This is a genomic window from Neoroseomonas alkaliterrae (genome assembly GCF_014199195.1).
GTDB classification, from domain to species: domain Bacteria; phylum Pseudomonadota; class Alphaproteobacteria; order Acetobacterales; family Acetobacteraceae; genus Neoroseomonas; species Neoroseomonas alkaliterrae.
Genome location: NZ_JACIJE010000005.1, coordinates 51,704 through 73,127, shown reverse-complemented (window position 1 = coordinate 73,127; position 21,424 = coordinate 51,704). Strand labels below are relative to the sequence as shown.

The 21,424-nt window shown below is 71.0% G+C and carries 18 protein-coding genes; 16 read left to right on the top strand and 2 right to left on the bottom strand.

Annotated elements, in window-relative coordinates; translation table 11 throughout:
* Window positions 1-6 precede the first annotated feature (6 nt).
* Window positions 7-1,428 carry a transcriptional regulator PpsR gene (gene ppsR, locus FHS88_RS09985; RefSeq protein ID WP_184484141.1) on the bottom strand — a complete coding sequence of 474 codons (1,422 nt, stop codon included), beginning with the start codon at window positions 1,426-1,428 and terminating at the stop codon, window positions 7-9.
* A 139-nt stretch (window positions 1,429-1,567) separates the two neighbouring features.
* Window positions 1,568-2,512 carry a cobalamin B12-binding domain-containing protein gene (locus tag FHS88_RS09980; RefSeq protein ID WP_184484139.1) on the bottom strand — a complete coding sequence of 315 codons (945 nt, stop codon included), beginning with the start codon at window positions 2,510-2,512 and terminating at the stop codon, window positions 1,568-1,570.
* A 253-nt stretch (window positions 2,513-2,765) separates the two neighbouring features.
* Here FHS88_RS09980 and bchF point away from each other — a divergent pair, with 253 nt between their 5' ends.
* The 16 genes from bchF to FHS88_RS09900 all read left to right on the top strand — a co-directional run bounded on the left by bchF (window position 2,766) and on the right by FHS88_RS09900 (window position 21,424).
* On the top strand, window positions 2,766-3,353 hold the full coding sequence (bchF, locus tag FHS88_RS09975) for a 2-vinyl bacteriochlorophyllide hydratase (protein WP_184484137.1): 588 nt from the start codon (window positions 2,766-2,768) through the stop codon (window positions 3,351-3,353).
* Window positions 3,350-4,642, top strand: coding sequence for a ferredoxin:protochlorophyllide reductase (ATP-dependent) subunit N (locus tag FHS88_RS09970; RefSeq protein ID WP_184484135.1), 1,293 nt, complete (start codon window positions 3,350-3,352; stop codon window positions 4,640-4,642). Before bchF ends, FHS88_RS09970 begins: the two co-directional genes overlap by 4 nt.
* A gap of 3 nt (window positions 4,643-4,645) precedes the next feature.
* Window positions 4,646-6,160: a ferredoxin:protochlorophyllide reductase (ATP-dependent) subunit B gene (gene bchB, locus FHS88_RS09965; RefSeq protein ID WP_184484133.1), complete on the top strand. Its 1,515-nt coding sequence runs from the start codon at window positions 4,646-4,648 to the stop codon at window positions 6,158-6,160.
* Complete coding sequence (locus FHS88_RS09960) at window positions 6,135-9,734, top strand: magnesium chelatase subunit H (RefSeq protein WP_184484131.1); 3,600 nt, start codon at window positions 6,135-6,137, stop codon at window positions 9,732-9,734. Before bchB ends, FHS88_RS09960 begins: the two co-directional genes overlap by 26 nt.
* Before the next feature lie 8 nt (window positions 9,735-9,742).
* Entirely contained in the window at window positions 9,743-10,642 is a 900-nt protein-coding gene (gene bchL, locus FHS88_RS09955) for a ferredoxin:protochlorophyllide reductase (ATP-dependent) iron-sulfur ATP-binding protein (RefSeq protein WP_456306784.1), read from the top strand.
* 1 nt (window position 10,643) lies between these two features.
* A complete protein-coding gene (bchM, locus tag FHS88_RS09950) occupies window positions 10,644-11,339 on the top strand; it encodes a magnesium protoporphyrin IX methyltransferase (protein WP_184484127.1) in 696 nt (231 codons plus the stop codon).
* Window positions 11,336-12,766 carry a BCD family MFS transporter gene (locus tag FHS88_RS09945; RefSeq protein WP_184484125.1) on the top strand — a complete coding sequence of 477 codons (1,431 nt, stop codon included), beginning with the start codon at window positions 11,336-11,338 and terminating at the stop codon, window positions 12,764-12,766. The genes bchM and FHS88_RS09945 overlap by 4 nt, the downstream gene beginning before the upstream one ends.
* A 21-nt stretch (window positions 12,767-12,787) precedes the next feature.
* Window positions 12,788-13,570, top strand: a complete 783-nt coding sequence (gene puhA / locus FHS88_RS09940; RefSeq protein WP_184484123.1) for a photosynthetic reaction center subunit H — start codon at window positions 12,788-12,790, stop codon at window positions 13,568-13,570.
* Window positions 13,567-14,241 carry a photosynthetic complex putative assembly protein PuhB gene (gene puhB / locus FHS88_RS21070; protein ID WP_184484121.1) on the top strand — a complete coding sequence of 225 codons (675 nt, stop codon included), beginning with the start codon at window positions 13,567-13,569 and terminating at the stop codon, window positions 14,239-14,241. Before puhA ends, puhB begins: the two co-directional genes overlap by 4 nt.
* Before the next feature lie 12 nt (window positions 14,242-14,253).
* A complete protein-coding gene (puhC, locus tag FHS88_RS09930; RefSeq protein ID WP_184484119.1) occupies window positions 14,254-14,709 on the top strand; it encodes a photosynthetic complex assembly protein PuhC in 456 nt (151 codons plus the stop codon).
* Complete coding sequence (locus tag FHS88_RS09925) at window positions 14,706-15,023, top strand: hypothetical protein (RefSeq protein ID WP_184484117.1); 318 nt, start codon at window positions 14,706-14,708, stop codon at window positions 15,021-15,023. The genes puhC and FHS88_RS09925 overlap by 4 nt, the downstream gene beginning before the upstream one ends.
* A complete protein-coding gene (gene acsF, locus FHS88_RS09920) occupies window positions 15,023-16,138 on the top strand; it encodes a magnesium-protoporphyrin IX monomethyl ester (oxidative) cyclase (protein WP_184484115.1) in 1,116 nt (371 codons plus the stop codon). Before FHS88_RS09925 ends, acsF begins: the two co-directional genes overlap by 1 nt.
* Before the next feature lie 25 nt (window positions 16,139-16,163).
* Window positions 16,164-17,234, top strand: coding sequence for a putative photosynthetic complex assembly protein PuhE (puhE, locus tag FHS88_RS09915; RefSeq protein WP_184484113.1), 1,071 nt, complete (start codon window positions 16,164-16,166; stop codon window positions 17,232-17,234).
* A 109-nt stretch (window positions 17,235-17,343) separates the two neighbouring features.
* Window positions 17,344-18,555 (top strand): 5-aminolevulinate synthase, encoded by a 1,212-nt coding sequence (gene hemA, locus FHS88_RS09910; RefSeq protein ID WP_184484111.1) that lies wholly within the window; start codon window positions 17,344-17,346, stop codon window positions 18,553-18,555.
* A 98-nt stretch (window positions 18,556-18,653) separates the two neighbouring features.
* Window positions 18,654-19,673 (top strand): magnesium chelatase ATPase subunit I, encoded by a 1,020-nt coding sequence (gene bchI / locus FHS88_RS09905; RefSeq protein WP_338146500.1) that lies wholly within the window; start codon window positions 18,654-18,656, stop codon window positions 19,671-19,673.
* A complete protein-coding gene (locus tag FHS88_RS09900) occupies window positions 19,670-21,424 on the top strand; it encodes a magnesium chelatase subunit D (protein ID WP_184484107.1) in 1,755 nt (584 codons plus the stop codon). Before bchI ends, FHS88_RS09900 begins: the two co-directional genes overlap by 4 nt.

Genomic DNA, 21,424 nt, shown 5'->3' with positions numbered 1-21,424 from the left:
CGGCCCCTATCCCGCCTCGCCCGGCTCGGCCCCGAGGTCGCCGAGGCCATAGCGGCGAAGCTTCACGTAAAGGCTCTGTCGCGACAGGCCGAGCATCTCGGCCGCGGCAGCGCGGTTGTCGCCGGAGAGCTCCAGCGCGGCCTCGATGCACAGGCGCTCGATCGCATCCGTCGCCTCGCGCACCAGGTCCTTGAGCGGCACGCGGCCGATCAGCTCGGTGAGCTGCTCGACCGATCGGGTGGGGCGGATGCCGGTGCTCGGCGGCGGGCGGAGGCGCGCGCCGACGTCGCGGATCGAGAAGCCGAAGCACGGCTTGCCGCCGCTCATGACCGTGACGGCCGATATCTCGACCTCCGTGCGCAGCCCGTGCTCGCCGCGCAGCGTCGAACTGTAGAGGCGCACCGAGCCGCGGTTGCGCAGATGGCCGAGCAGCACCTCGGTCTCGACATCCTGCGCGCCGAGCCAGCGGTCGAGCGGTTCGCCGCGCACCTGGTCCTCGGAGGCCAGCTCGATCATGTCGAGGAAGGCGGCGTTGGCGGTGACGATGCGCCCGTCCGGCCCGGCCACCACGAAGGCGTCGGGCACCGCGTCGATCAGCTTGAGAAGCTGCGTCTTGGCCGGGGGCAGGGCGACCGCGCCGGGGTCCGACATCGCGATGCGGACCAGGTAGAACAGCGCGCCTTCCTGCCGGAAGGTGGAGGCCGAGATGCTCACCTCCGCCTCGCCCTCGGCGAGGCGTGCGGGCACGTCGTCGCCCCGGCCGGCGGTGCGCACGGCGGCGAGCAGAGCCTGCACGGCCGGGCGCGTGTCGGGTGTGAGGATCTCGGTGATCGGCCGTCCGACGGCGCGCCGCGGTTCCTTGCCGAAGAGGCGCAGGGCGGCCGGGTTGGCCTCGGTGACGCGCTGTGTGGTCCCGTCCAGGATCAGGACGGGGTCGGGCGACATCTGGAACAGCAGGCGGTAGCGCGTCTCGGCCTGGCGCAGGCGCGAATAGTCGCGCTCCATGGATTGCTGCACCTCGACGAGGCGCTGCTGCAGCCGCGAGACGGGGCGCAGGTCGCGCCCGAACACGACGATGCGGCCGGCCTTGCCGATCGGCGCCGTGGAATAGAGGATCGGCACCGAGTTGCCGTCACCCGACAACTGATTGACGTGGCGCCAGCGCGACCCCTGGGGCGCCGCGCCCTGGGTGAGTTCCTCGACCTTGGGCCGGCTGTCCCGCGCGACGGTCTCGATCCAGGGCTGGCCGAGCCAGGAGCCATGCGCCACGAATTCCGCGGCGAGCTCGGCGCTGCTGAAGGCGACATCCCGGATGATGCCCTCGGCATCGAGGATCAGCGCGATGTCGGCGGCGGCGCTGATCAGCGCGGCGGCGGCATCCGCATCCAGATCCCCGACGGTCTTCCGTGGCGTGCTGAAGGACTTCACCGCGCGGTCCGCCTTTTCCTTCCTCGTCTCCCCATTTCTATTCATTGGCCCGGCCCCCGCAACCGGCCGAATCCAAGCAAAGGCGCAGGATTCGCCGCGGCTTGCGGAACGATCGGCGGGGTGTGGCCCCGGCGCCGCATCAGACTTGCCGCCCGAGCAGGGCCAGCAGGGTCTCGGCCTGGAGCGTGGCGTCGCGCCCGTCGGTGGCGGTGGCGTCGGCGCCGACCAGCCCCACCAGTTCGGGCTTCTCGAGGAAGAGTGGCCCGCCGACCAGGATGCCGAGACCGGCATTGCGCGAGGCGCGGCGGACATCGCGGATCAGCATCGCGAGGCCGTTCAGGTGCATCTCGCTCGCGATCGAGAAGCCGGCGACACCGAACCAGACGCGGCTCACGGCCTCGATGATCTCGGCCCGGTCGGCGCCGGAGCCGGACCACACATCCCAGCCGGCGCCGCGGAAGAACTGCTCGACGACGAGCAGGCCGAAACTGTGCTGCTCGCCCGGCATGGTCGCGAGCAGCGCGCGCCGGTCGGGCTCGGCGCGGGGCGTGCGCGTGACGAAGGTCGGGCTGTATTCGCGCACGATCTGGTGCAGGCAGGACAGGCCGATTGTGACCGCGGTGAAGTCGCAGAGATCCTCCTCCCACATCACGCCGAGCCTGCGCGCGACCGGGGCGAGGAGTTCGATGTAGAGGCGCTCGAGCCCGAGGCCGCGCGCGCGCAGCGCCTCGAGATAGGCGAGCGCGCCCTGCAGGTCGGCACGCATCGCGAGGCCGAGCACCGCCTCGATGTCCGCCTCGGTGGGCGCGTCGGTGACGCGGCTGTCGAGATAGGCGGCGGGCGAGGCCGCGCGGTGCGCGAGCATCAGGCGCGGGATGATGTCGGTCTCGAGCGTGCGCGCGATCACCGAGACGCGGTGCCTGCGCCGCTTGACGGCCGCGGCGGCGGTTTCGGAGGCCGAGGTCGCGGCCGGAGGGACGGTGACGCGAATCTCGGAAGCCGGTGGGAATAGGGGTGCAGCCTCGCTGCCCGCCGCCTCGGCCTCGCTACTGCGTTCGTGACCGGTCATCGGCTTAGCGGCCATGAAGTCTCTCCCTTGCCGACTTCATTCCCTGGGCGCGCGGATGTCAAGGAATCAATACGTCAATCTTCCTTGACACTCGATCGCCGCGACACTTAGCCTCCCTGAGCCAGCACGCCGCCGAGGGAGGGCCGGATGACTCGCAGTCCTTCAAGAGATGCATGGTTCTGGCCCGTTTCCCCGGTGCGATCCGCCGCCTGGACGCGGCTTCTCGGTGCCCGGCTAGCCCACGCCCCGCGGGAGGAGAAGTCAAGCAATGCCTACAACTGATCGTATTGCCGGGCTGATCGACGCGCTCGACTGCTCGCCCTGGGGGGCTTCCTGTGGACGGACGCGCCGGGCGCATGGATCGAGCCGCCCGCTCTACACGAATGAGGAGCGCCGGCGCCGCGACGCCTCCCCATGGACCGTTGTCCAGGGCGTGCTCGCGCCGCTCCAGTTCGCGGTGTTCCTCGTCAGCCTCGCGCTTGTCACGCGCTACCTGCTGACCGGCGCGGGCTATGAGATCGCGACCTGGTCGGTCGTGATCAAGACGCTCGTGCTCTACGCGATCATGGTCACGGGCTGCATTTGGGAGAAGGAGGTGTTCGGGCGCTGGCTCTTCGCCCCTGCCTTCTTCTGGGAGGACGTGTTCTCGATGCTCGTCCTCGCGCTGCACACCGCCTATCTCGGCGTCGTCATCGCCGGGATCGGCGACGGGCGCGCGCAGATGCTGCTCGCGCTCGCGGCCTATGCCGCCTACGTGTTCAACGCCGCACAGTTCCTGCTGAAGCTGCGCGCCGCGCGGCGCGAGGACGGGCGCTGGCAGGGCGGCAGCCACGCCGCACCGGGAGCCGCCGGATGAGCGGCCTCGCCGCAAGCCCCGCTCCGGCTGGCGCCGCGGCGGGCTGCGGCGTTCCCCCCGTGCTGCGCGAGCGCGGCCAGCGCGAGGTGTTCTGCGGCCTGACCGGGATCGTCTGGCTGCACCGCAAGATCCAGGACGCCTTCTTCCTCGTCGTGGGCAGCCGCACCTGCGCGCATCTCCTGCAATCCGCGGCCGGCGTGATGATCTTCGCCGAGCCGCGCTTCGCCACCGCCATCATCGACGAGCGCGACCTCGCCGGCATGGCGGATGCGAATGACGAGCTCGACCGCGTGGTGACGCGGCTGATCGAGCGGCGCCCGGACATCCGGATGCTGTTCCTCGTCGGCTCCTGCCCGTCGGAGGTCATCAAGCTCGACCTCTCGCGCGCCGCCCAGCGCCTCTCGCGGCGCTTCGCGCCGAGGCTGCGGGTGCTGAATTACTCGGGCAGCGGCATCGAGACGACCTTCACCCAGGGCGAGGATGCCTGCCTCGCCGCGCTGGTGCCCGAGATGCCGGCCGAACCCGGCGCCGCCCGCTCCCTGCTGGTGGTCGGCGCCCTTGCGGAAGTGGTTGAGGACCAGTTCCTGCGCCTGTTCGCCGCGCTGGGCGTCGGGCCGGTGCGCTTCCTGCCTTCGCGGCGCGCGGGCGAGCTGCCGGCGGTCGGCGAAGGAACGCAGTTCCTTCTCGCCCAGCCCTTCCTCGGGGAGACGGCGCGGCGGCTCGAAGCGCGCGGCGCCCGACGGCTCTGCGCGCCATTCCCGCTTGGCGCCGAGGGGACGACCGCTTGGCTGCGCGCTGCGGCCGAGGCCTGGGGGGTGGCGCCTGCGCGCTTTGACGCCGCCGTCGGCCCGGGTGCCGCGCGTGCCGCGACCGCGGTGGCGCAGCGCCGCGAGCGACTTGCGGGCCGGACGGTGTTCTTCTTCCCCGACTCGCAGCTCGAGATCCCGCTGGCGCGCTTCCTCACGAGGGAATGCGGCATGGTGCCGGTCGAGATCGGCACGCCCTACCTGCACCGTGAGCATCTGGCGGAGGAGCTCGCGCTGCTTCCGGCGGGCGTCACCTTGTCCGAAGGCCAGCATGTCGAACGGCAGCTCGACCGTTGCCGCGCGGCGCGGCCGGACCTGACGGTCTGCGGACTGGGGCTTGCGAATCCGCTCGAGGCGGAGGGCTTCACGACGAAGTGGTCCATCGAGCTCGTCTTCACGCCGATCCAGGGCTATGAGCAGGCGGGCGATCTCGCAGAGTTGTTCGCGCGGCCGCTGGTGCGGCGCGCAAGGCTCGCGGTGTAGGCCATGGAACTCGCCCTCTGGACCTACGAGGGGCCGCCGCATGTGGGGGCGATGCGCGTCGCGGCCTCGATGCGCGGTGTCCATTACGTGCTGCACGCGCCGCAGGGCGACACCTACGCGGACCTGCTCTTCACCATGATCGAGCGGCGTGCCTCGCGCCCGCCCGTCACCTACACGACCTTCCAGGCGCGCGACCTCGGGAGGGACACCGCCGCACTGTTCATGGATGCCGCCCGCGATGCGTGCGAACGCTTCCGGCCCGAGGCGATGCTGGTCGGCGCCTCCTGCACGGCCGAGCTCATCCAGGACGATCCCGGCGGCCTCGCCCGCACGCTCGGGCTTCCGGTGCCGGTCGTGCCACTGGAGTTGCCTGCTTATCAGAAGAAGGAGAACTGGGGCGCGGCGGAGACCTTCTATCGCCTGGTGCGGGCGTTCGCCGCGCCGCGCGGCACGCGGGAAGTCGGGCCGCCGCGCGCCAACATCCTGGGGCCGACGAGCCTCGGCTTCCGGCATCGCGACGACGTGACGGAGGTGGAGGGTCTGCTCCGCGCGCTCGGCGTCGCGGTGAATGTGGTGGCCCCGCTGGGCGCTGCGCCGGCGGACCTCGCGCGGCTCTGCGAGGCCGACTTCAACGTGGTGCTCTACCCCGAGGTCGCGGGCATGGCCGCTGCCTACCTGCAGCGGCAGTTCGGGATGCCGCAGACGCGGACGGTTCCGATCGGCGTCGGCGCGACGCGGGATTTCCTGGCGGAAGTCGCATCATTGGCGGGGCTCGACGCTGGAAGGGTGGCGGTCAGTTCCCGGCTGCCCTGGTACTCGCGCTCGGTGGACTCGACTTACCTGACGGGCAAGCGCGTCTTCGTGTTCGGCGATGCGACCCATGCGATCGCGGCGGCCCGGGTTTGCGCGGAGGAGCTGGGCTTCGAGGTGGTGGGCCTCGGCAGCTACAGCCGGGAATTCGCCCGCGAACTGCGCGAGGCCGCGCGCGCGCACGGGATCGAGGCCCTGCTGACCGACGACTATCTGAAGGTCGAGGAGGCGATCGCGGCGCTGAGGCCCGAGCTCGTGCTCGGCACGCAGATGGAAAGGCATGTCGCGAAGCGCCTCGGCATTCCCTGCGCGGTGATCTCGGCCCCCGTGCATGTGCAGGACTTCCCGGCGCGCCATTCGCCGCAGATGGGCTTCGAGGGCGCGAACGTGCTGTTCGACACCTGGGTCCATCCGCTGATGATGGGCCTCGAGGAACACCTGCTCGGCATGTTCCGCGAGGATTTCGAGTTCGCGGACGGCGCGGGCCCCTCGCATCTTGGCCATGGCACGGCGGCCGTCCCGCCGCCGGAGCCCATTCCCGCCGGGCCGGCTGCCTGGGCCGCCGAGGCGGAGAACGAACTCCGCAAGATCCCCTTCTTCGTGCGCGGAAAGGCGCGCCGCAACACCGAAAGGTTCGCGCAGGAGCGCGGGCTTCGCACCATCACCCTCGAGACGCTCTACGATGCCAAGGCGCATTTCTCCCGCTGACGCGGCCGAGATCCGCGTCGTCCTCGTCACGATGGACAGCCATCTGGCGCGTGCGGCCGAGCGGGCGGCGGCTGCCCTCCGGCGCGAGCTCCCCGGCCTGCGTTTCGTCGTCCATGCCGCCGAGGACTGGTCGGGCGAGAACGAGGCGCTCAGCCGCTGCCGGGCTGACATCGCGAGCGGCGACATCATCATCGCCACCATGCTGTTCCTCGACGAGCATGTCCGGGCCGTTCTGCCTGCGCTCGAGGCCCGGCGCGGTTCCTGCGACGCGATGTTCTGCTGTCTCTCCGCCGGCGAGGTGGTGCGGCTGACGCGGCTCGGCCGCTTCGACATGTCGGCGGAGGCAAGGGGCATTATCGGCCTGCTGCGCAAGCTGCGCGGCTCGCGCGGCAGGGAGGGCGGATCATCGGGGCAGGGGCAGATGCGGATGCTGCGCGAGCTGCCGCGCCTGCTCCGCTTCATTCCCGGCACGGCGCAGGATGTGCGCGCCTATTTCCTGGGGCTCCAGTACTGGCTCGCGGGCACCGAGCAGAACCTCGGCAACATGGTCCGGCTGCTGGTCAGCCGCTATGCGACCGGGGCGCGCGCGGAGCAGGCGCGGGGCCTGCGCGTCGCGCCGCCCGTCCAGTATCCCGAGGTGGGGCTTTACCATCCGCGTGCCCGCGGCCGCATCATCGAGGATACTGGGCAACTGCCTGGTGGTGGCGATGGCGGCAGGGTGGGGGTGCTGGTGATGCGCTCCTACCTCCTCGCCGGCAATACCGCGCACTACGATGCGGTGATCGAGGCGCTCGAGGCGCGGGGGCTTGCCGTCGTGCCGGCCTTCGCATCGGGTCTGGATCAGCGTCCGGCGATCGAGCGCTACTTCCTGCGCGATGGGCGCAGGACGGTTGATGCTGTCCTGTCCCTGACCGGATTCTCGCTGGTGGGCGGGCCTGCCTACAACGATGCGCGCGCGGCTGAGGAGATGCTGGCGCGCCTGGATGTGCCCTATGTCGCGGCCCATCCGCTGGAGTTCCAGACGCTTGCACAGTGGCAGGACGACCCGCGTGGGTTGACCCCGGTCGAGGCCACGATGATGGTCGCGATCCCGGAACTCGACGGCGCCATTGCGCCGATGACCTTCGGCGGGCGCGCCGGGGCTACGGGCGAGGGTCGTGGCGACATGATCGCCCATGGCGAGCGCACGGCGATGCTGGCGGCGCGCGTGGCGAAGCTCGTCGCGCTGCGCCGCGGCCGGCGCGAGAAGCGCCGCGTCGCGATCGTCCTGTTCAATTTCCCGCCCAATGCCGGCGCCACGGGCACCGCCGCCTATCTCTCCGTCTTCGAATCCCTGCACCGGACGCTGACGGCGATGCGAGAGGCGGGCTATGCCATCGACCTGCCGCCGAGCGTGGAGGCTCTGCGGGCGATGGTCCTGGAGGGCAATGCCGCGCGCCACGGAGCGCCCTGCAACGTCGCCGCTCGCATCCCCGCTGACGAGCATGTCCGCCGGGAGCCGTATCTCAAGGAGATCGAGGCGGTCTGGGGGCCGGCGCCAGGGCGTGTGCAATCCGATGGCGCGACGATCCATGTGCATGGCGTCAGCCTCGGCAACGTGTTCATCGGCGTGCAGCCCGGCTTCGGCTGGGAAGGCGATCCGATGCGGCTGCTATTCGAGCGTGACTTCGCGCCGACCCATGCCTTCTCCGCCTTCTATCGCTGGATCCGCGAGGATTTCGGGGCCGACGCGGTGCTGCATTTTGGCATGCATGGGGCGCTCGAGTTCATGCCGGGCAAGCAGGTGGGGATGTCGGGTGCCTGCTGGCCCGACCGGCTGATCGCGGATCTGCCGAACCTCTATCTCTACGCGTCGAACAATCCGTCGGAGGGATCGCTCGCCAAGCGGCGGGCGGCGGCGACGCTGATTTCCTATCTCACGCCGCCGGTCGGGCATGCGGGGCTCTATCGAGGCTTGCTGGACCTCAAGGCATCACTGGATCGTTGGCGGGGCCTGCCGCCCGAGACGGCGGAGATGCAGCGCGCGGCCTTGGCGGGCCTGATCCAGGCGCAGGCCGCGCAGGTGGACCTCGCCACGGCCGAGCCGGTCTGGGGTGCCGATGCGCCTGAGCGCATTAGGTCGCTCGGGGAGGCCCTCCTAGAGCTCGAGTACACCCTGATTCCGCAGGGTCTGCACGTGATCGGGCGTCCCCCCGGGCCGGAGGTGCGGGCGCAGATGCTCGATGCCGCGGGCGTCACGGATCCGGCTCGCCGGGCGGCGCTCGACGCGCTGCTCGCGGAGGATCACGAGACACCGGCCATTCTCCATGCGCTTGATGGCGGCTTCGTCCGTCCCGCTCCGGGTGGAGACCTCCTGCGCAACACGGATGTCCTGCCCACCGGGCGCAACCTGCACGGGTTCGACCCGTTCCGGATCCCGTCGGCCTTCGCTGTGGAGGATGGCGCGCGGCAGGCGGAACGCCTCCTGGCGCGACATCGCGAGGAAACCGGCGCCCTGCCCGAGACCGTGGCGATCGTTCTCTGGGGGACGGACAATCTGAAGACCGAAGGCGGCCCGATCGCGCAGGCGCTTTGGCTGATGGGCGCGGCGCCGCGGCACGATTCCTATGGCCGCCTAGCCGGTGCCCGCCTTCTGCCGCTCGAGGCGCTGGGGCGGCCGCGGATCGATGTCGTCGCGACCCTGTCGGGGATCTTCCGCGATCTCCTCCCGATGCAGACGAAGCTTCTGGCCGAAGCCGCCCTGCTCGCGGCGCAGGCCGAAGAGCCCGAGGCTATGAACTACGTGCGCAAGCACGCGCTGGCCTATCTCGCGCGTCACGGCGGCACGATGGAGCAGGCTGCGCTGCGTGTCTTCGGCAATGCCGATGGTGCCTACGGGGCGAATGTGAATCTGATGCTCGAGCAGGGCGCCTGGCAGGACGAGGACGAGCTCGGCGACACCTATCTGCGTCGCAAGGGCTTCGCCTATGGCGTGGCCGGCCGGCCGATGCGCCAGGACACGGTCCTGCAGCACGTCCTCGGCACCGTCGAGGTGACCTACCAGAACCTCGATTCCGTCGAGCTCGGGATCACCAGCGTCGATCACTACTTCGACACGCTGGGCGGCATCAGCCGTGCGGTGCGCACGGCACGCGGGAGCGATGCGGCGGTCTATGTCGGCGACCAGACGCGCGGGGAGGGCAAGGTGCGCACGGTCGCCGAACAGGTCGCGCTTGAGACGCGGACCCGCGCGCTCAATCCCCGCTGGTTCGAGCCGCTGCTGCAGCATGGCCACGAGGGCGTCCGCACGATCGAGGCGCAGGTGACCAACACCCTCGGCTGGTCGGCGACGACCGGCCAGGTCGCCCCCTGGGTCTATCAGCACCTCGCGCAGACCTACATGCTGGATGAGGAGATGCGCAGGCGGCTTGCCGCGCTCAACCCCATGGCATCCGCGCGGATCGCGAGCCGGCTGCTCGAGGCGCATGAGCGGCGCTACTGGCAACCCAGCGACGATGTCCTCGACGCCCTGCGCCGCGCCGGCGAGGAACTCGAGGACCGGATCGAAGGCATATCGGAGGGGCTTCCTGCATGACGGTCGTGGTGAGACCCCCGCCCGCCCTCGCCATGGCGCGACGGCTCGGCGATGGCGATGGAAGCGTCCAGGTGCACATGGATGCGATGGCCGCGACCGGGACGGCGAAGGTCTTCGCGGTGTATGGCAAGGGCGGCATCGGCAAGAGCACGACCTCCTCCAACCTCGCCGTCGCCTTCTCGAAGATCGGCCGGCGCGTGCTGCAGATCGGCTGCGATCCGAAGCATGATTCGACCTTCACGCTGACGAAGCGTCTGATCCCGACCGTCATCGATGTCCTGGAGACCGTCGAGTTCCACACGGAGGAGCTGCGCGCCGAGGATTTCGTGTTCGAGGGCTACAACGGTGTCCTCTGTGTCGAGGCGGGCGGTCCGCCGGCTGGAACCGGCTGCGGCGGCTATGTGGTCGGCCAGACCGTGAAGCTGCTGAAGGAGCATCACCTGCTCGACGAGACGGATGTGGTGATCTTCGACGTCCTCGGCGATGTCGTCTGTGGCGGCTTCGCCTCGCCGCTGCTTCATGCCGATCGCGGACTCGTTGTCGCAGCGAACGACTTCGACAGCATCTTCGCGATGAACCGCATCGTCGCGGCCATCAAGGCGAAGGCGAAGAACTATCCGGTCCGGCTTGGCGGCGTGATCGCCAACCGATCGGCTGCGACGGATCAGATCGAGAAGTTCAACCAGGCCTCGGGCATGCGGACGCTCGCCCATTTCCCGGACCTCGACGCCATCCGGCGGTCGCGGCTGAAGAAGGCGACGCTGTTCGAGATGGAGCCGACGCCGGAGCTCCTCGCGGTGCAGGACGAGTACATTCGTCTCGCCGAGCATCTGTGGCGCGGCACCGACGCGCTCGAGGCCGAGCCGCTCAAGGACCGTGAGATCTTCGACCTCCTGGGGTTCGACTGAGATGAACTCGGGCAGTTGGGCCGCGCGCCGCGGCGAGATCGAGACCTATTTCGACCGCACGGCGGCGGAGGCCTGGGCGCGGCTGACCTCGGATGCACCCGTTTCCGCCATCCGGGCGACGGTGCGCGCGGGGCGCGAGGCGATGCGCACCACGCTTCTCGGCTGGTTGCCGCAGGACATGCGCGGCCTCCGGCTGCTCGATGCCGGATGCGGCACCGGGGCGCTGGCGCTGGAGGCCGCGCGGCGCGGCGCCGAGGTGCTGGCGATCGATGTCTCGCGCTCGCTGGTGGAGGTGGCGCGCGAGCGCGTTGGAGACGGCGTGCGCGGCTTGCGCTTCGAGGTCGGTGACATGCTCGACCCGGGCCTTGGGAGCTTCGACCACGTCGTGGCGATGGACAGCCTGATCCACTACCGCGCCACGGACGCCGTGAAGGCTCTGGCCGGCCTTGCCCCGCGTGTGCGGCGTTCGATCCTCTTCACCTTTGCACCCCGCACGCCCCTGCTTGCCGGGATGCATTTTCTCGGGCGTGCGTTTCCTCGGGGGGATCGGGCGCCGGCGATAGAGCCGGTCGGCGAGGCCGCGCTGCGCCGGCTGATTGCGTGCGAGCCGGGTCTGGCGGCCTTCGAACCGGGGCGCAGCCGCAGGGTTGCGAAGGGCTTCTACACCTCGCAGGGACTGGAGTTGCTGCGGCCATGACCGGCATCAACGCCCGCATCGCCCGTGTATGGACGAAGGTCGGCAACGACCTCCTGCCCTTCGCCGATGCCGTGACGGGCGAGCTGCCTATGTCGCGACTGATGCGGCTGTCGCTGTTCCAGATTTCCTGCGGCATGTCGGCGGTGCTTCTGATCGGCACGCTGAACCGCGTGATGATCGTGGAACTTGGGGTCTCGGCCACGCTGGTGGCCGTGATGGTCGCGTTGCCGCTGGTCTTCGCGCCTTTGCGCGCCCTGATCGGCTTCCGCTCGGACACCTACCGCTCGGTTCTGGGTTGGCGGCGCGTGCCGTATTTCTGGCTCGGGACCGTTATCCAGTTCGGCGGCCTCGCCATGATGCCCTTCGCGCTCATCATCCTGTCCGGGGACACCTGGGCGCCGGACTGGGTGGCGCAGCTCTGCGCGGCGATCGCTTTCCTGATGGTCGGTGCCGGGCTTCACACGACGCAGACGGTCGGCCTCGCGCTCGCCACGGATCTCGTGCCGGAGCGGGCGCAGCCCAATGTGGTCGCGCTTCTCTCGACCATGCTGCTGGTCGGCATGGTGGCCTCGGCCATGGTTTTCGGGCTGCTGCTGGCCGATTTCAGCCAGCTCCGCCTGATCCAGCTCATCCAGGGCGTGGCAGCGGCGACGCTGGTGCTGAACTTCATCGCCGTCTGGAAGCAGGAGGCGCTCGACCCGAGCCGCACCACGGGGTTGAAGGAGGGCGACCCGCGCTTCCTCGAGAGCTTCCGCATCATGCGCAGGCAGGGGCCATGGACGCGGCGGCTGGTGGCGACGGGCCTCGGCACGGCGGGTTTCGCGATGCAGGACGTGCTGCTCGAGCCCTATGGCGGCCAAGTGCTCGGCCTCGGCGTCGGTGCCACGACCGGGCTGACGGCGCTCATGGCCGGGGGCGGCATCGCGGGCTTCGTCGTGGCGGCGCGCGCGCTGTCGCGCGGCGCGGACACCTATCGCATCATGGGATACGGCCCGCTCACCGGCATCCTGGGCTTCGCGCTGATCATCTTCGCTGCGCCGGTTTCGTCGGCGCCGCTGTTCGCGCTGGGGACCGCGATCATCGGGCTGGGGGCGGGGCTGTTCGGGCATGCGACGCTGACTGCCTGCATGCGCGCCGCGCCGCCGGACAAGATCGGGCTGGCGCTCGGCCTTTGGGGCGCCGTGCAGGCGACCTGCGGCGGAGCGGCGATGGCTCTTGGCGGTGCGTTCCGCGATGGCGTCACCCTGGCCACCTCGGCCGGCCTCCTCGGCGCTGGCCTCGACGGGCCGGCCACGGGCTACGTCGTCGTCTATGCCTTCGAGATCGCGCTTCTCTTCGCCGCCATTGCCGCCGTGGGTCCCTTGATCGCCCGAGTGCGGCCGACTGCGACTACCCGGACCGGCGTCGCCGGCCCGGCATCGGTCTGACCCCTGGACGCGGAGGCCATCATGCCCACGCCACCACCCACCCCGGTCTTCCTGGATCTCGCGGCGCTGTCGCTCTACCTGTTCTTCGCCTTCTTCGCGGGGCTGATCTTCTACCTGCACCGCGAGAACAAGCGGGAAGGCTATCCGCTCGTCTCCGACCGTTCCGACCGGCCGAACTTCGGAACCATCCACGGCTTCCCGGAGACGCCGCCCCCCAAGACCTTCCTGCTGCATCATCCGCACGGCAAGACGATCGTGCAGGGCCAGCAGCCGGAGCGCGACCTGACGGGGCTTGCGGTGGAGGATCCCTACAACGGCACGCCCATCACGCCCACGGGCGATCCGATGCAGGACGGGATCGGCGCCGCCTCCTATTCGCTTCGGGCGGAGGAGCCGGACCTCGCCTTCGACGACAACCTGCCGAAGATCGTGCCGCTCCGCGCGTCGGGCGGCTGGACGATCGCGGCCGAGGACCCGGATCCGCGCGGGCGGGCAGTCGTCACGCTCGATGGCGAGACGGCGGGCCGCGTCGTGGACCTCTGGGTGGATCGTTCCGAAGCGATCCTGCGCTACATCGAGGTCGAGACCCCGTCCGGGCGGCGCGTGCTGGTGCCCATGTTCCTCGCCACCGTGAACGACGATGGCGACGTGCGCGTGGTCTCGGTCACGGCCGCGCAACTCGCCGCCGCGCCCGGCATCGCGAAGCCCGACGAGGTGACGCTGCGGGAGGAGGACCGAATTTCGGGCTACTTCGGCGGCGGCCACCTGCATGCCACGCCCGAGCGCAGCGAGCCCTTGCTGTGACGGACGCCGCGCCCCGCCCCATCGTGACCGAGCACGGGCTCGAGCCCGTTCCGGGCCTGCCCGGCCGCCTGCCCGAAGGCGAGACGCTGCTGTGGCAGGGTCGCCCGGCGTGGCGGCTGCTCGCGCGCCGCGCGCTGCATCTGCGCGGGATCGCGGCCTATTTCCTCCTGCTGGCGGTGTGGCGCGGCGCGACGATCGCGGCAGACGGCGGCAGCGCCGCCGACATTGCGGCCGGCGCCGCGCTGCTCATCGCGCTCGGCGCCGTGCCGATCGGCTTCCTGGCCTTCTATGCCTGGATCGCCGCGCGCGTCACGGTCTATTCCATCACCACGCGCCGCGTGGTGATGCGTGTCGGCGTGGCGTTGCCGGTGACGATCAACCTGCCCTTCGCGCTGATCGAGGCGGCGTCGCTCGCGCGGCAGCCGGACGGCAGCGGAGACATCGCGCTTCGCATGGCGCCTGGGCAGCGGGTATCCTGGATCATGCTCTGGCCGCATCTGCGCCCGTGGCGCTTCGCGAGGCCTGAGCCGATGCTGCGCGGCCTCGCCGATGCCGAGGCGGTGGCGCAGATCCTGGGCCGCGCGCTGGCCGCGGCGAGCGCCTTGCCCGTGCCTGCGCTGCCCGAGGCGGCCCGCCGCCCCGCCAAGGCGGGTGCCGAGGCCATGGCCTGAGGAGACGCTGTCATGTCGCGCGCCATCCGCAACGACGTCTTTCCCCGTGGTCCGGTCCTCTGGGTGGGCGTCGCCATGCTGGGTCTGGTCGCGCTTACCGTCGCCCCGGTCGGAGGGTTGCGCTCGCCCGAGCAGTCCGGCGCTCAGGCGCAGGCGGTTCGCAGCTTCACCGCCCAGGATGCCGGGGATGGCTCGGTGCTGATCCGCGATGGGCGCGATGGCCGCGCCGTCTTCGTGATGCCGCCGGGCGAGGATGGCTTCATGCGCGGCACGCTGCGCGGCCTTGCGCGCGATCGTCGCCTCCGCGGCATCGGTCCCGAGGCGCCCTTCCTTCTGACCGCCTGGAGCGACGGACGGCTCACGCTCGACGACCCGGCGACCGGCCGGCGGCTCGACCTTCTGGCCTTCGGCCAGACAAACGCGGAGGCGTTCCTGCGCCTCCTGCAACGCGGGGAGAATGACAAATGACCAAGGAAAGGACCTGGCCGGCCTGGCTGGGCGGAACGGCGACGCTCGAGGTTCCCTGCACGGTGGAGATCGAGCGCAGCTTCGACAGTTTCCACGCCTATGCGGTGCCCGAAGGGGTCGAGCTGCGTCCGGGTGACCGCGTCGTGGTGCATGGTGCCCCCGATCACGTCGCCTTCGGGGACAAGCTGAGCTTCCAGACCTCGGCCACCGTCTATCGCGCCGGACCGCTGACGCGGCTCTGGACGCAATGGGTCGCGATCTTCGAGCTCACGGAACTCTATCACTGCGGCTTCGAGCCGAAGGAGGCCGCGTGATGGAGACCAGCATCCTCGGCGGCCCCCGCGAGGGCCTCGTCGCCTCGGTCCATCAGGGCCCGAAATCTCATGCGAGCGCCGAGGCGACCCGCATGGCCATGACCGAGACGGTGCTCAGCCCGCGCTTCTACACGACCGATTTCGCGGCGATGGACCGCGTGCAGGTCGAGCCGCTGCGCGCCCAGTGGGACCGGCTGATGGACGAGTTCCGTGCCGATCCCAACAAGGGGCACTTCGTCCGCAACGAGGAGTTCGACCGCTTCGACCTCTCTTCCCTGCCCGAGGGGTTGAGGAAGGAACTGGTCGAGTTCCTCGTCAGCAGCGTCACGGCCGAGTTCTCGGGATGCGTGCTCTACGCCGAGATCAAGAAGCGCGTGAAGAATCCCGACATGAAGGAGCTCTTCTCCGTCATGGCGCGTGACGAGAGCCGCCATGCGGGCTTCATCAACGACAGCCTGAAGGACATCGGCGTCGGCGTGGATCTGGGATTCCTGACCAGGGCGAAGAAATACCACTACTTCCAGCCGAAGTTCATCTTCTACGCCACCTACCTGAGCGAGAAGATCGGCTATGCGCGCTACATCACGATCTACCGCCAGTTCGAGCGGCATCCGGAGCTGCGTTTCCACCCGATCTTCCAGTGGTTCGAGAAGTGGTGCAACGACGAGTTCCGCCACGGCGAGGCCTTCGCCCTGCTGATGCGCGCCAATCCGCAGCTCCTGCGGGGGATCAATCTGTGGTGGTGCCGCTTCTTCCAGCTCGCGGTCTTCGCCACGATGTTCGTGCGCGACCACGCGCGCCCGGAGTTCCACAAGGCGCTCGGCATGACGGCCACGGAGTACGACATGCGCGTGTTCCGCATCACCGAGGAGATCTGCCGCCAGGTCTTCCCGGCCACGCTCGATGTGGATCATCCGGGCTTCCTGAGGGACATGGAGCGGCTGAACCGCATCGCCGAGGCGATCGGCGCGGCCAAGGCCAAGGGGGGTGTTCTCGGCGGCCTGCGGCGCGTCGGGCTCTCGGCCGCGGCGGCTGCGACCTTCCTGCGCGCGCTGGTGCGCCGGCCGCGGCGGCACGACCTGCCGGCCGACGCCCGTCTCTCGCCGGCCTGGTAGGGGGGAAGGGCCGGGGGCCGCGCCGATGATCGACATCGCCCTGCCCGTGCTGGTGACGGTCTTCGCGTGGTGGTTCAGCACGGGCGTCATCCTGCTGCTTGACCGGCTCCGCCCCGAAACCTTTCGCCGCAGCATGGCCTGGGCGACCGTGGTGCTGGCGGCGGCCCTGTCCGGGCTCTGGCTCGTGGCCGGCGAGACGACGCCGGCCGCGGCCTATGCCGGCTTCTTCTGCGGTCTCGCGGTGTGGGGATGGATCGAGCTGTCCTTCCTGACCGGCATCATCACCGGGCCGCGGCGGGAGGGCTGTCCCGCTGGCGCGAGGGGCGTCCGCCGGGTCGGCGCTGCGCTCGCGGCCATCCTGTGGCACGAGGTCGCCATCCTGCTCGGCGCGGCGCTGGTGCTGGCGCTGAGCTGGGGCCAGCCGAACCAGGTCGGCGCCTGGACCTTCATGATCCTGTGGGTCATGCGGCAGAGCGCCAAGCTCAACATCTTCCTCGGCGCGCGCAATACGGGCCGGGCCTTCCTGCCGGAGCACCTGCGCTACATCGGCACCTATTTCCGGTCGCGGCCGATGAACATGCTGTTCCCGTTTTCCGTGACCGCCGGCACCCTGTTCTGCGCCTGGCTGTTCCATCGCGCCCTCGCGCCCGGGGCGACGTCCTTCGATGTGGTTGCCGCCGGCCTTCTCGGCACGCTTGCCGCGCTGGCTGTACTCGAGCACTGGTTCCTGATGCTGCCTCTGCGGATCGAGGCCTTGTGGCGCTGGGCGATGGAGCGCCGCGCCGCGCATCGCATCCCGGCTGGGCGCAGCGCCGCGTGGGAGCCGGGCCGGGCCGCGCCCTGCGATGCCGAGCGCCTCGGCCGGCTACTGGACGAGGTGGCCGACGGGGCCTATGGGCGGGTCGAGAGACTGCATGGCACGCTGCCGGCCACGACGGGGTGGTTGCGTTTCCAGATCGCCGAGGGGCGGTCGTCGGTCGAGCGTCTCGCGCCCGAGCGCGGGCTCGCGCCGCATGTCGTCGCCGTCGGCCCAAGGCTGGATGTGGTCCGGCTCCGGGCCGCCCTCGATGCCTGTCTCGCGCCGGTGCCGGCATGACCTGCGTCAATGACTCAGGGCGCCGCACGGCCCAGAACCACGACGTCGCGCCGCGCCTGCGCGATCGCCGTCCTCTCATGGCGCAGCCCGTGACCCGGGGAGAACCGACATGAACTACGAAGCCTTCTTCCGTTCCGCCCTCGACGGGCTCCGCCGGGAGGGTCGCTACCGGGTCTTCGCCGACCTCGAGCGCCAGGCGGGCGCCTATCCGCGCGCCATCCGCCACGACGGCGGCGGCACGCGCGAGGTCACCGTCTGGTGCTCGAACGACTATCTCGGCATGGGGCAGCATCCCAAGGTGCTCGCAGCGATGCACGAGGCGCTGGACCGCTACGGCGCTGGCGCTGGCGGCACGCGGAACATCTCGGGCACGAGCCACGAGCACGTGCTGCTCGAGCGCGAGCTCGCCTCGCTGCATGGCACCGAGGCGGCGCTGCTGTTCAACTCCGGCTACATGTCGAACTGGGCGTCGCTGTCCACGCTCGCCTCGCGAATCCCCGGCTGCGTCATCGTCTCGGACGAGATGAACCATGCCTCCATGATCGAGGGCATGCGCCATTCGCGCGCCGAGCGGCGGCTGTTCCGCCACAATGACGTCGCCGATCTTCGCCGCGTGCTCTCCGAACTCGATCCGCGGGCACCGAAGCTGGTCGCCTTCGAAAGCGTCTATTCGATGGACGGCGACATCGCGCCCATCGCGGACATCTGCGATGTCGCGGAGGAATTCGGCGCCATGACCTACTGCGACGAGGTTCATGGCGTGGGCCTCTACGGCCCGACCGGCGGCGGCGTGACCGAGCGCGACGGCGTGTCGCATCGCCTGACCGTCATCGAGGGCACGCTCGCCAAGGCCTTCGGCGTGATCGGCGGCTACATCGCCGGCTCCGCCGCGATGTGCGACTTCGTGCGCTCCTTCGCCTCCGGCTTCATCTTCTCGACCGCCCTGCCGCCCGCCGTCGCGGCCGGAGCGCGGGCGGCGATCCAGCACCTGCGGCAGTCGAATGTGGAGCGCGAACGCCTGCATGAACGCGCCGCGACCCTGCGCCGCCGCCTCGATGCCATCGGCGTCCCGCACCTGGACAACACCAGCCACATCGTGCCGGTGATGGTCTACGACCCGGTGCTGTGCAAGACGATCAGCGACCTTCTGCTCGACGAGCACGGCGTCTATGTCCAGCCGATCAACTACCCCACGGTGCCCCGCGGCACGGAACGGCTGCGCATCACGCCGTCCCCGGTCCACAGCGACGCCGACATGGATCATCTCGTCGCCGCGCTGGAAGCCGTGTGGTCGCGCTTCAGCCTCCGGCGTGCCGCCTGATGGACCACATGGCGCCCCTGCAGCAGCCGGAGGAGGGTGAGGCACCCGCCGTGCCTCCTGCGCGCCGCAGGGCAGCCACGCACGCGCCGCCGCCTCCGGTGTCGCGGCCGCCCTATCCCTTCTCGGCCATCGTCTGCCAGGAGGAGATGCTGCGCGCCCTGCTCATCGCTGCGGTGGATGGGACGGTCGGGGGTGTCCTGGTGCTCGGGGACCGCGGCACCGGCAAGTCCACGGCGGTGCGCGCCCTGGCCGCGCTGTTGCCGGCGATGAAGGCGGTGAAGGATTGTCGCTTCGGCTGCGATCCCGCCGACGCGGCAGCGCTCTGTGCGGAGTGCCGCGGCCGGTCGCGGCTGCAGGCGGTCGAGGTGCCGGTGCCGGTGGTGGACCTGCCGCTCGGCGCGACCGAGGATCGCGTCGCCGGCGCACTCGACATCGAGCGCGCGCTCGCCGAGGGGGTGAAGGCCTTCGAGCCGGGCCTGCTCGCGCGTGCGCATCGCGGCTTCCTCTATATCGACGAGGTGAACCTGCTCGAGGATCATCTCGTGGATCTCCTGCTCGACGTCGCGGCGTCGGGCGAGAACCTGGTCGAGCGCGAGGGGATCTCCATCCGCCATCCCGCGCGCTTCGTGCTGGTGGGCAGCGGCAATCCCGAAGAGGGCGAGCTTCGCCCGCAGCTTCTCGACCGGTTCGGCCTCTGCGTCGAGATCCGCACGCCCGGCGACATCGGCGCGCGCGTCGAGGTCATCCGGCGCCGCGATGCCTATGACCGCGATCCGGCCGGCTTCTGCGCGGCGTGGGAGGATGCGCAGGCGCGGCTTCGTCGCCGGATCATCGCCGCACGCAGGCGCCTGCCGGATGTCGCCGTGCCCGATGCGGCGCTCGAACGCGCGGCCTCGCTCTGCATCGCCTTGGGCACCGATGGCCTGCGCGGCGAACTCACCCTGATCCGCGCCGCCCGCGCCCATGCGGCCCTGGAGGGGCGGCGCAGCGTCGGCGATGCGGAGATCCGCGCCGTCGCCACCGCCGCCCTGCGGCACCGCTTGCGGCGCAACGTGCTCGACGAGACCTCCTCCACCACGCGCGTCGAGCGCGCGCTGGCCGAATTGTTCGGGCCATGATCGCGGCCGGCGACGGGCGCGCATCGCCGCGCACCGCGCCGGAACAGGGCGTGGTGGCGGACCAGCGCGCGGCGGCCATGCTTCTCGCCGTGGACCCGCTGGGTCTTGGCGGCGCGGTCCTGCGCGGCGGTCCGGGCCCGGAGCGCGAGTCCTGGCTTGCCGCCTTTCGCAACCTGCTGCCCGAAGGCACGCCCTGGCGGCGGATGCCGCACCAGGTCACCGATGATCGCCTGCTGGGTGGCCTCGACCTCGCTGCGACACTCGCCGCCGGCAGGCCCGTGGCGGATCGTGGGCTTCTCGCGGAGGCCGATGGCGGCATCCTGCTGCTTTCCTCCGCCGAACGCGCCGCGCCCGCCTTGGCCTCGCGCCTGGCCGCCGTAATGGATGCGCGAATGGTCCACCTCGAGCGCGACGGCCTCGCGCGGTGTTCTCCCGCCCGTTTCACGCTGGTCGCGCTCGATGAAGGAGAGGAGGAGGAGGCGATCGCGCCGGCGCTCGCGGAGCGTCTCGCCTTCCACCTCTCGCCGGTTCTGCTGCCTGCCGGGCCTTGCGCGCGCATCGCCGAGGCGCGCGCGCGCCTCGCCGGCATCGAGGTTCCGCCCGAGGCCGCGCATGCGCTCTGCGCGGCGGCGCTTGCGCTCGGCATCGCCTCGCTGCGCGCGCCGATCCTCGCGCTCCGGGCGGCCGTCGCCGCGGCTGCGCTGGCGGGGCGGGCGGCGGTGATGCCCGAGGACGCGACGCTGGCGGCGCGCCTCGTGCTGGCTCCGCGCGCGACGATGCTGCCCGCATCGGAGCCGCCAAGCGAGGCCCCGCAGCCACCCGAGGACATGCCGGAGTCGGACCCGGAATCGCGTCCATCGGCGGCCGCGGACGACACGCTGGCGGATCGCGTGATCGCGGCCGCCGCCGCCGCTCTGCCGGCGCGGCTGCTCGCCGGTCTCAGCGCCGGGATGCGCGCGGCTGCGCGCAGCGGCGCGCCGGATGGCCGCGCGGGCCTGCGCAAGGCCGCGCCGCTGCGCGGCCGCCCGGCCGGGACGCGCCCGGGGCCCTTGCGAAGCGGCGCGCGGATCGCGCTCGTCGAGACGCTGCGCGCGGCCGCGCCTTGGCAAAGGCTGCGCCGCGAGGCGCGCCCGCACGGGCCCCGACTGCGCATCCAGCCCTCCGATATCCGGCTGCGCCGCTTCGAGGCGCCGCAGCAGACCGTCGCCATCTTCGTCGTGGATGCCTCGGGCTCGGCGGCGCTGCACCGTCTCGCCGAGGCGAAGGGCGCGGTCGAGATGCTGCTCGCCGATTGCTATGTGCGGCGGGATCGGGTCGCGCTGATCGGCTTCCGTGGCCGGGGTGCCGAGGTGTTGCTGCCGCCCACCGCCTCGCTGGTGCGCGCGAAGCGGTGCCTCGCGGGCCTGCCGGGTGGCGGGGGCACGCCGCTCGCGGCGGGGCTCGACGCCGCGCAGGCGCTCGCCCACGCCTGCCGCCGGGCAGGTCGCACGCCGCTCATCGTGCTGCTGACAGACGGGCGCGCCAATGTGGCCCGCGACGGTAGCGGCGGCCGCGCGCGGGCGGAGGCGGATGCGCTCGCCGCCGCCCGGCCGCTGCGCGCCTCGGCGGTGCCGAGCCTGCTGGTGGACACCGCGCCCAGGCCGCAACCCTTCGGGCGGGACCTCGCCGCGGCCATGGGCGCCCGCTACCTGCCCTTGCCCTTCGCGGATGCGGCTCGGCTGTCCGGGGCCGTGCGCGATGCGGCGGGCTGA

What these genes read in the sequence shown, in the direction of transcription:
- FHS88_RS09980 (WP_184484139.1), bottom strand. Translation starts at nt 2,512, where the DNA reads ATGGCCGCTAAGCCGATGACCGGTCACGAACGCAGTAGCGAGGCCGAG.
- bchF (WP_184484137.1), top strand. Translation starts at nt 2,766, where the DNA reads ATGCCTACAACTGATCGTATTGCCGGGCTGATCGACGCGCTCGACTGC.
- FHS88_RS09970 (WP_184484135.1), top strand. Translation starts at nt 3,350, where the DNA reads ATGAGCGGCCTCGCCGCAAGCCCCGCTCCGGCTGGCGCCGCGGCGGGC.
- bchB (WP_184484133.1), top strand. Translation starts at nt 4,646, where the DNA reads ATGGAACTCGCCCTCTGGACCTACGAGGGGCCGCCGCATGTGGGGGCG.
- FHS88_RS09960 (WP_184484131.1), top strand. Translation starts at nt 6,135, where the DNA reads ATGCCAAGGCGCATTTCTCCCGCTGACGCGGCCGAGATCCGCGTCGTC.
- bchM (WP_184484127.1), top strand. Translation starts at nt 10,644, where the DNA reads ATGAACTCGGGCAGTTGGGCCGCGCGCCGCGGCGAGATCGAGACCTAT.
- FHS88_RS09945 (WP_184484125.1), top strand. Translation starts at nt 11,336, where the DNA reads ATGACCGGCATCAACGCCCGCATCGCCCGTGTATGGACGAAGGTCGGC.
- puhA (WP_184484123.1), top strand. Translation starts at nt 12,788, where the DNA reads ATGCCCACGCCACCACCCACCCCGGTCTTCCTGGATCTCGCGGCGCTG.
- puhC (WP_184484119.1), top strand. Translation starts at nt 14,254, where the DNA reads ATGTCGCGCGCCATCCGCAACGACGTCTTTCCCCGTGGTCCGGTCCTC.
- FHS88_RS09925 (WP_184484117.1), top strand. Translation starts at nt 14,706, where the DNA reads ATGACCAAGGAAAGGACCTGGCCGGCCTGGCTGGGCGGAACGGCGACG.
- acsF (WP_184484115.1), top strand. Translation starts at nt 15,023, where the DNA reads ATGGAGACCAGCATCCTCGGCGGCCCCCGCGAGGGCCTCGTCGCCTCG.
- puhE (WP_184484113.1), top strand. Translation starts at nt 16,164, where the DNA reads ATGATCGACATCGCCCTGCCCGTGCTGGTGACGGTCTTCGCGTGGTGG.
- hemA (WP_184484111.1), top strand. Translation starts at nt 17,344, where the DNA reads ATGAACTACGAAGCCTTCTTCCGTTCCGCCCTCGACGGGCTCCGCCGG.
- FHS88_RS09900 (WP_184484107.1), top strand. Translation starts at nt 19,670, where the DNA reads ATGATCGCGGCCGGCGACGGGCGCGCATCGCCGCGCACCGCGCCGGAA.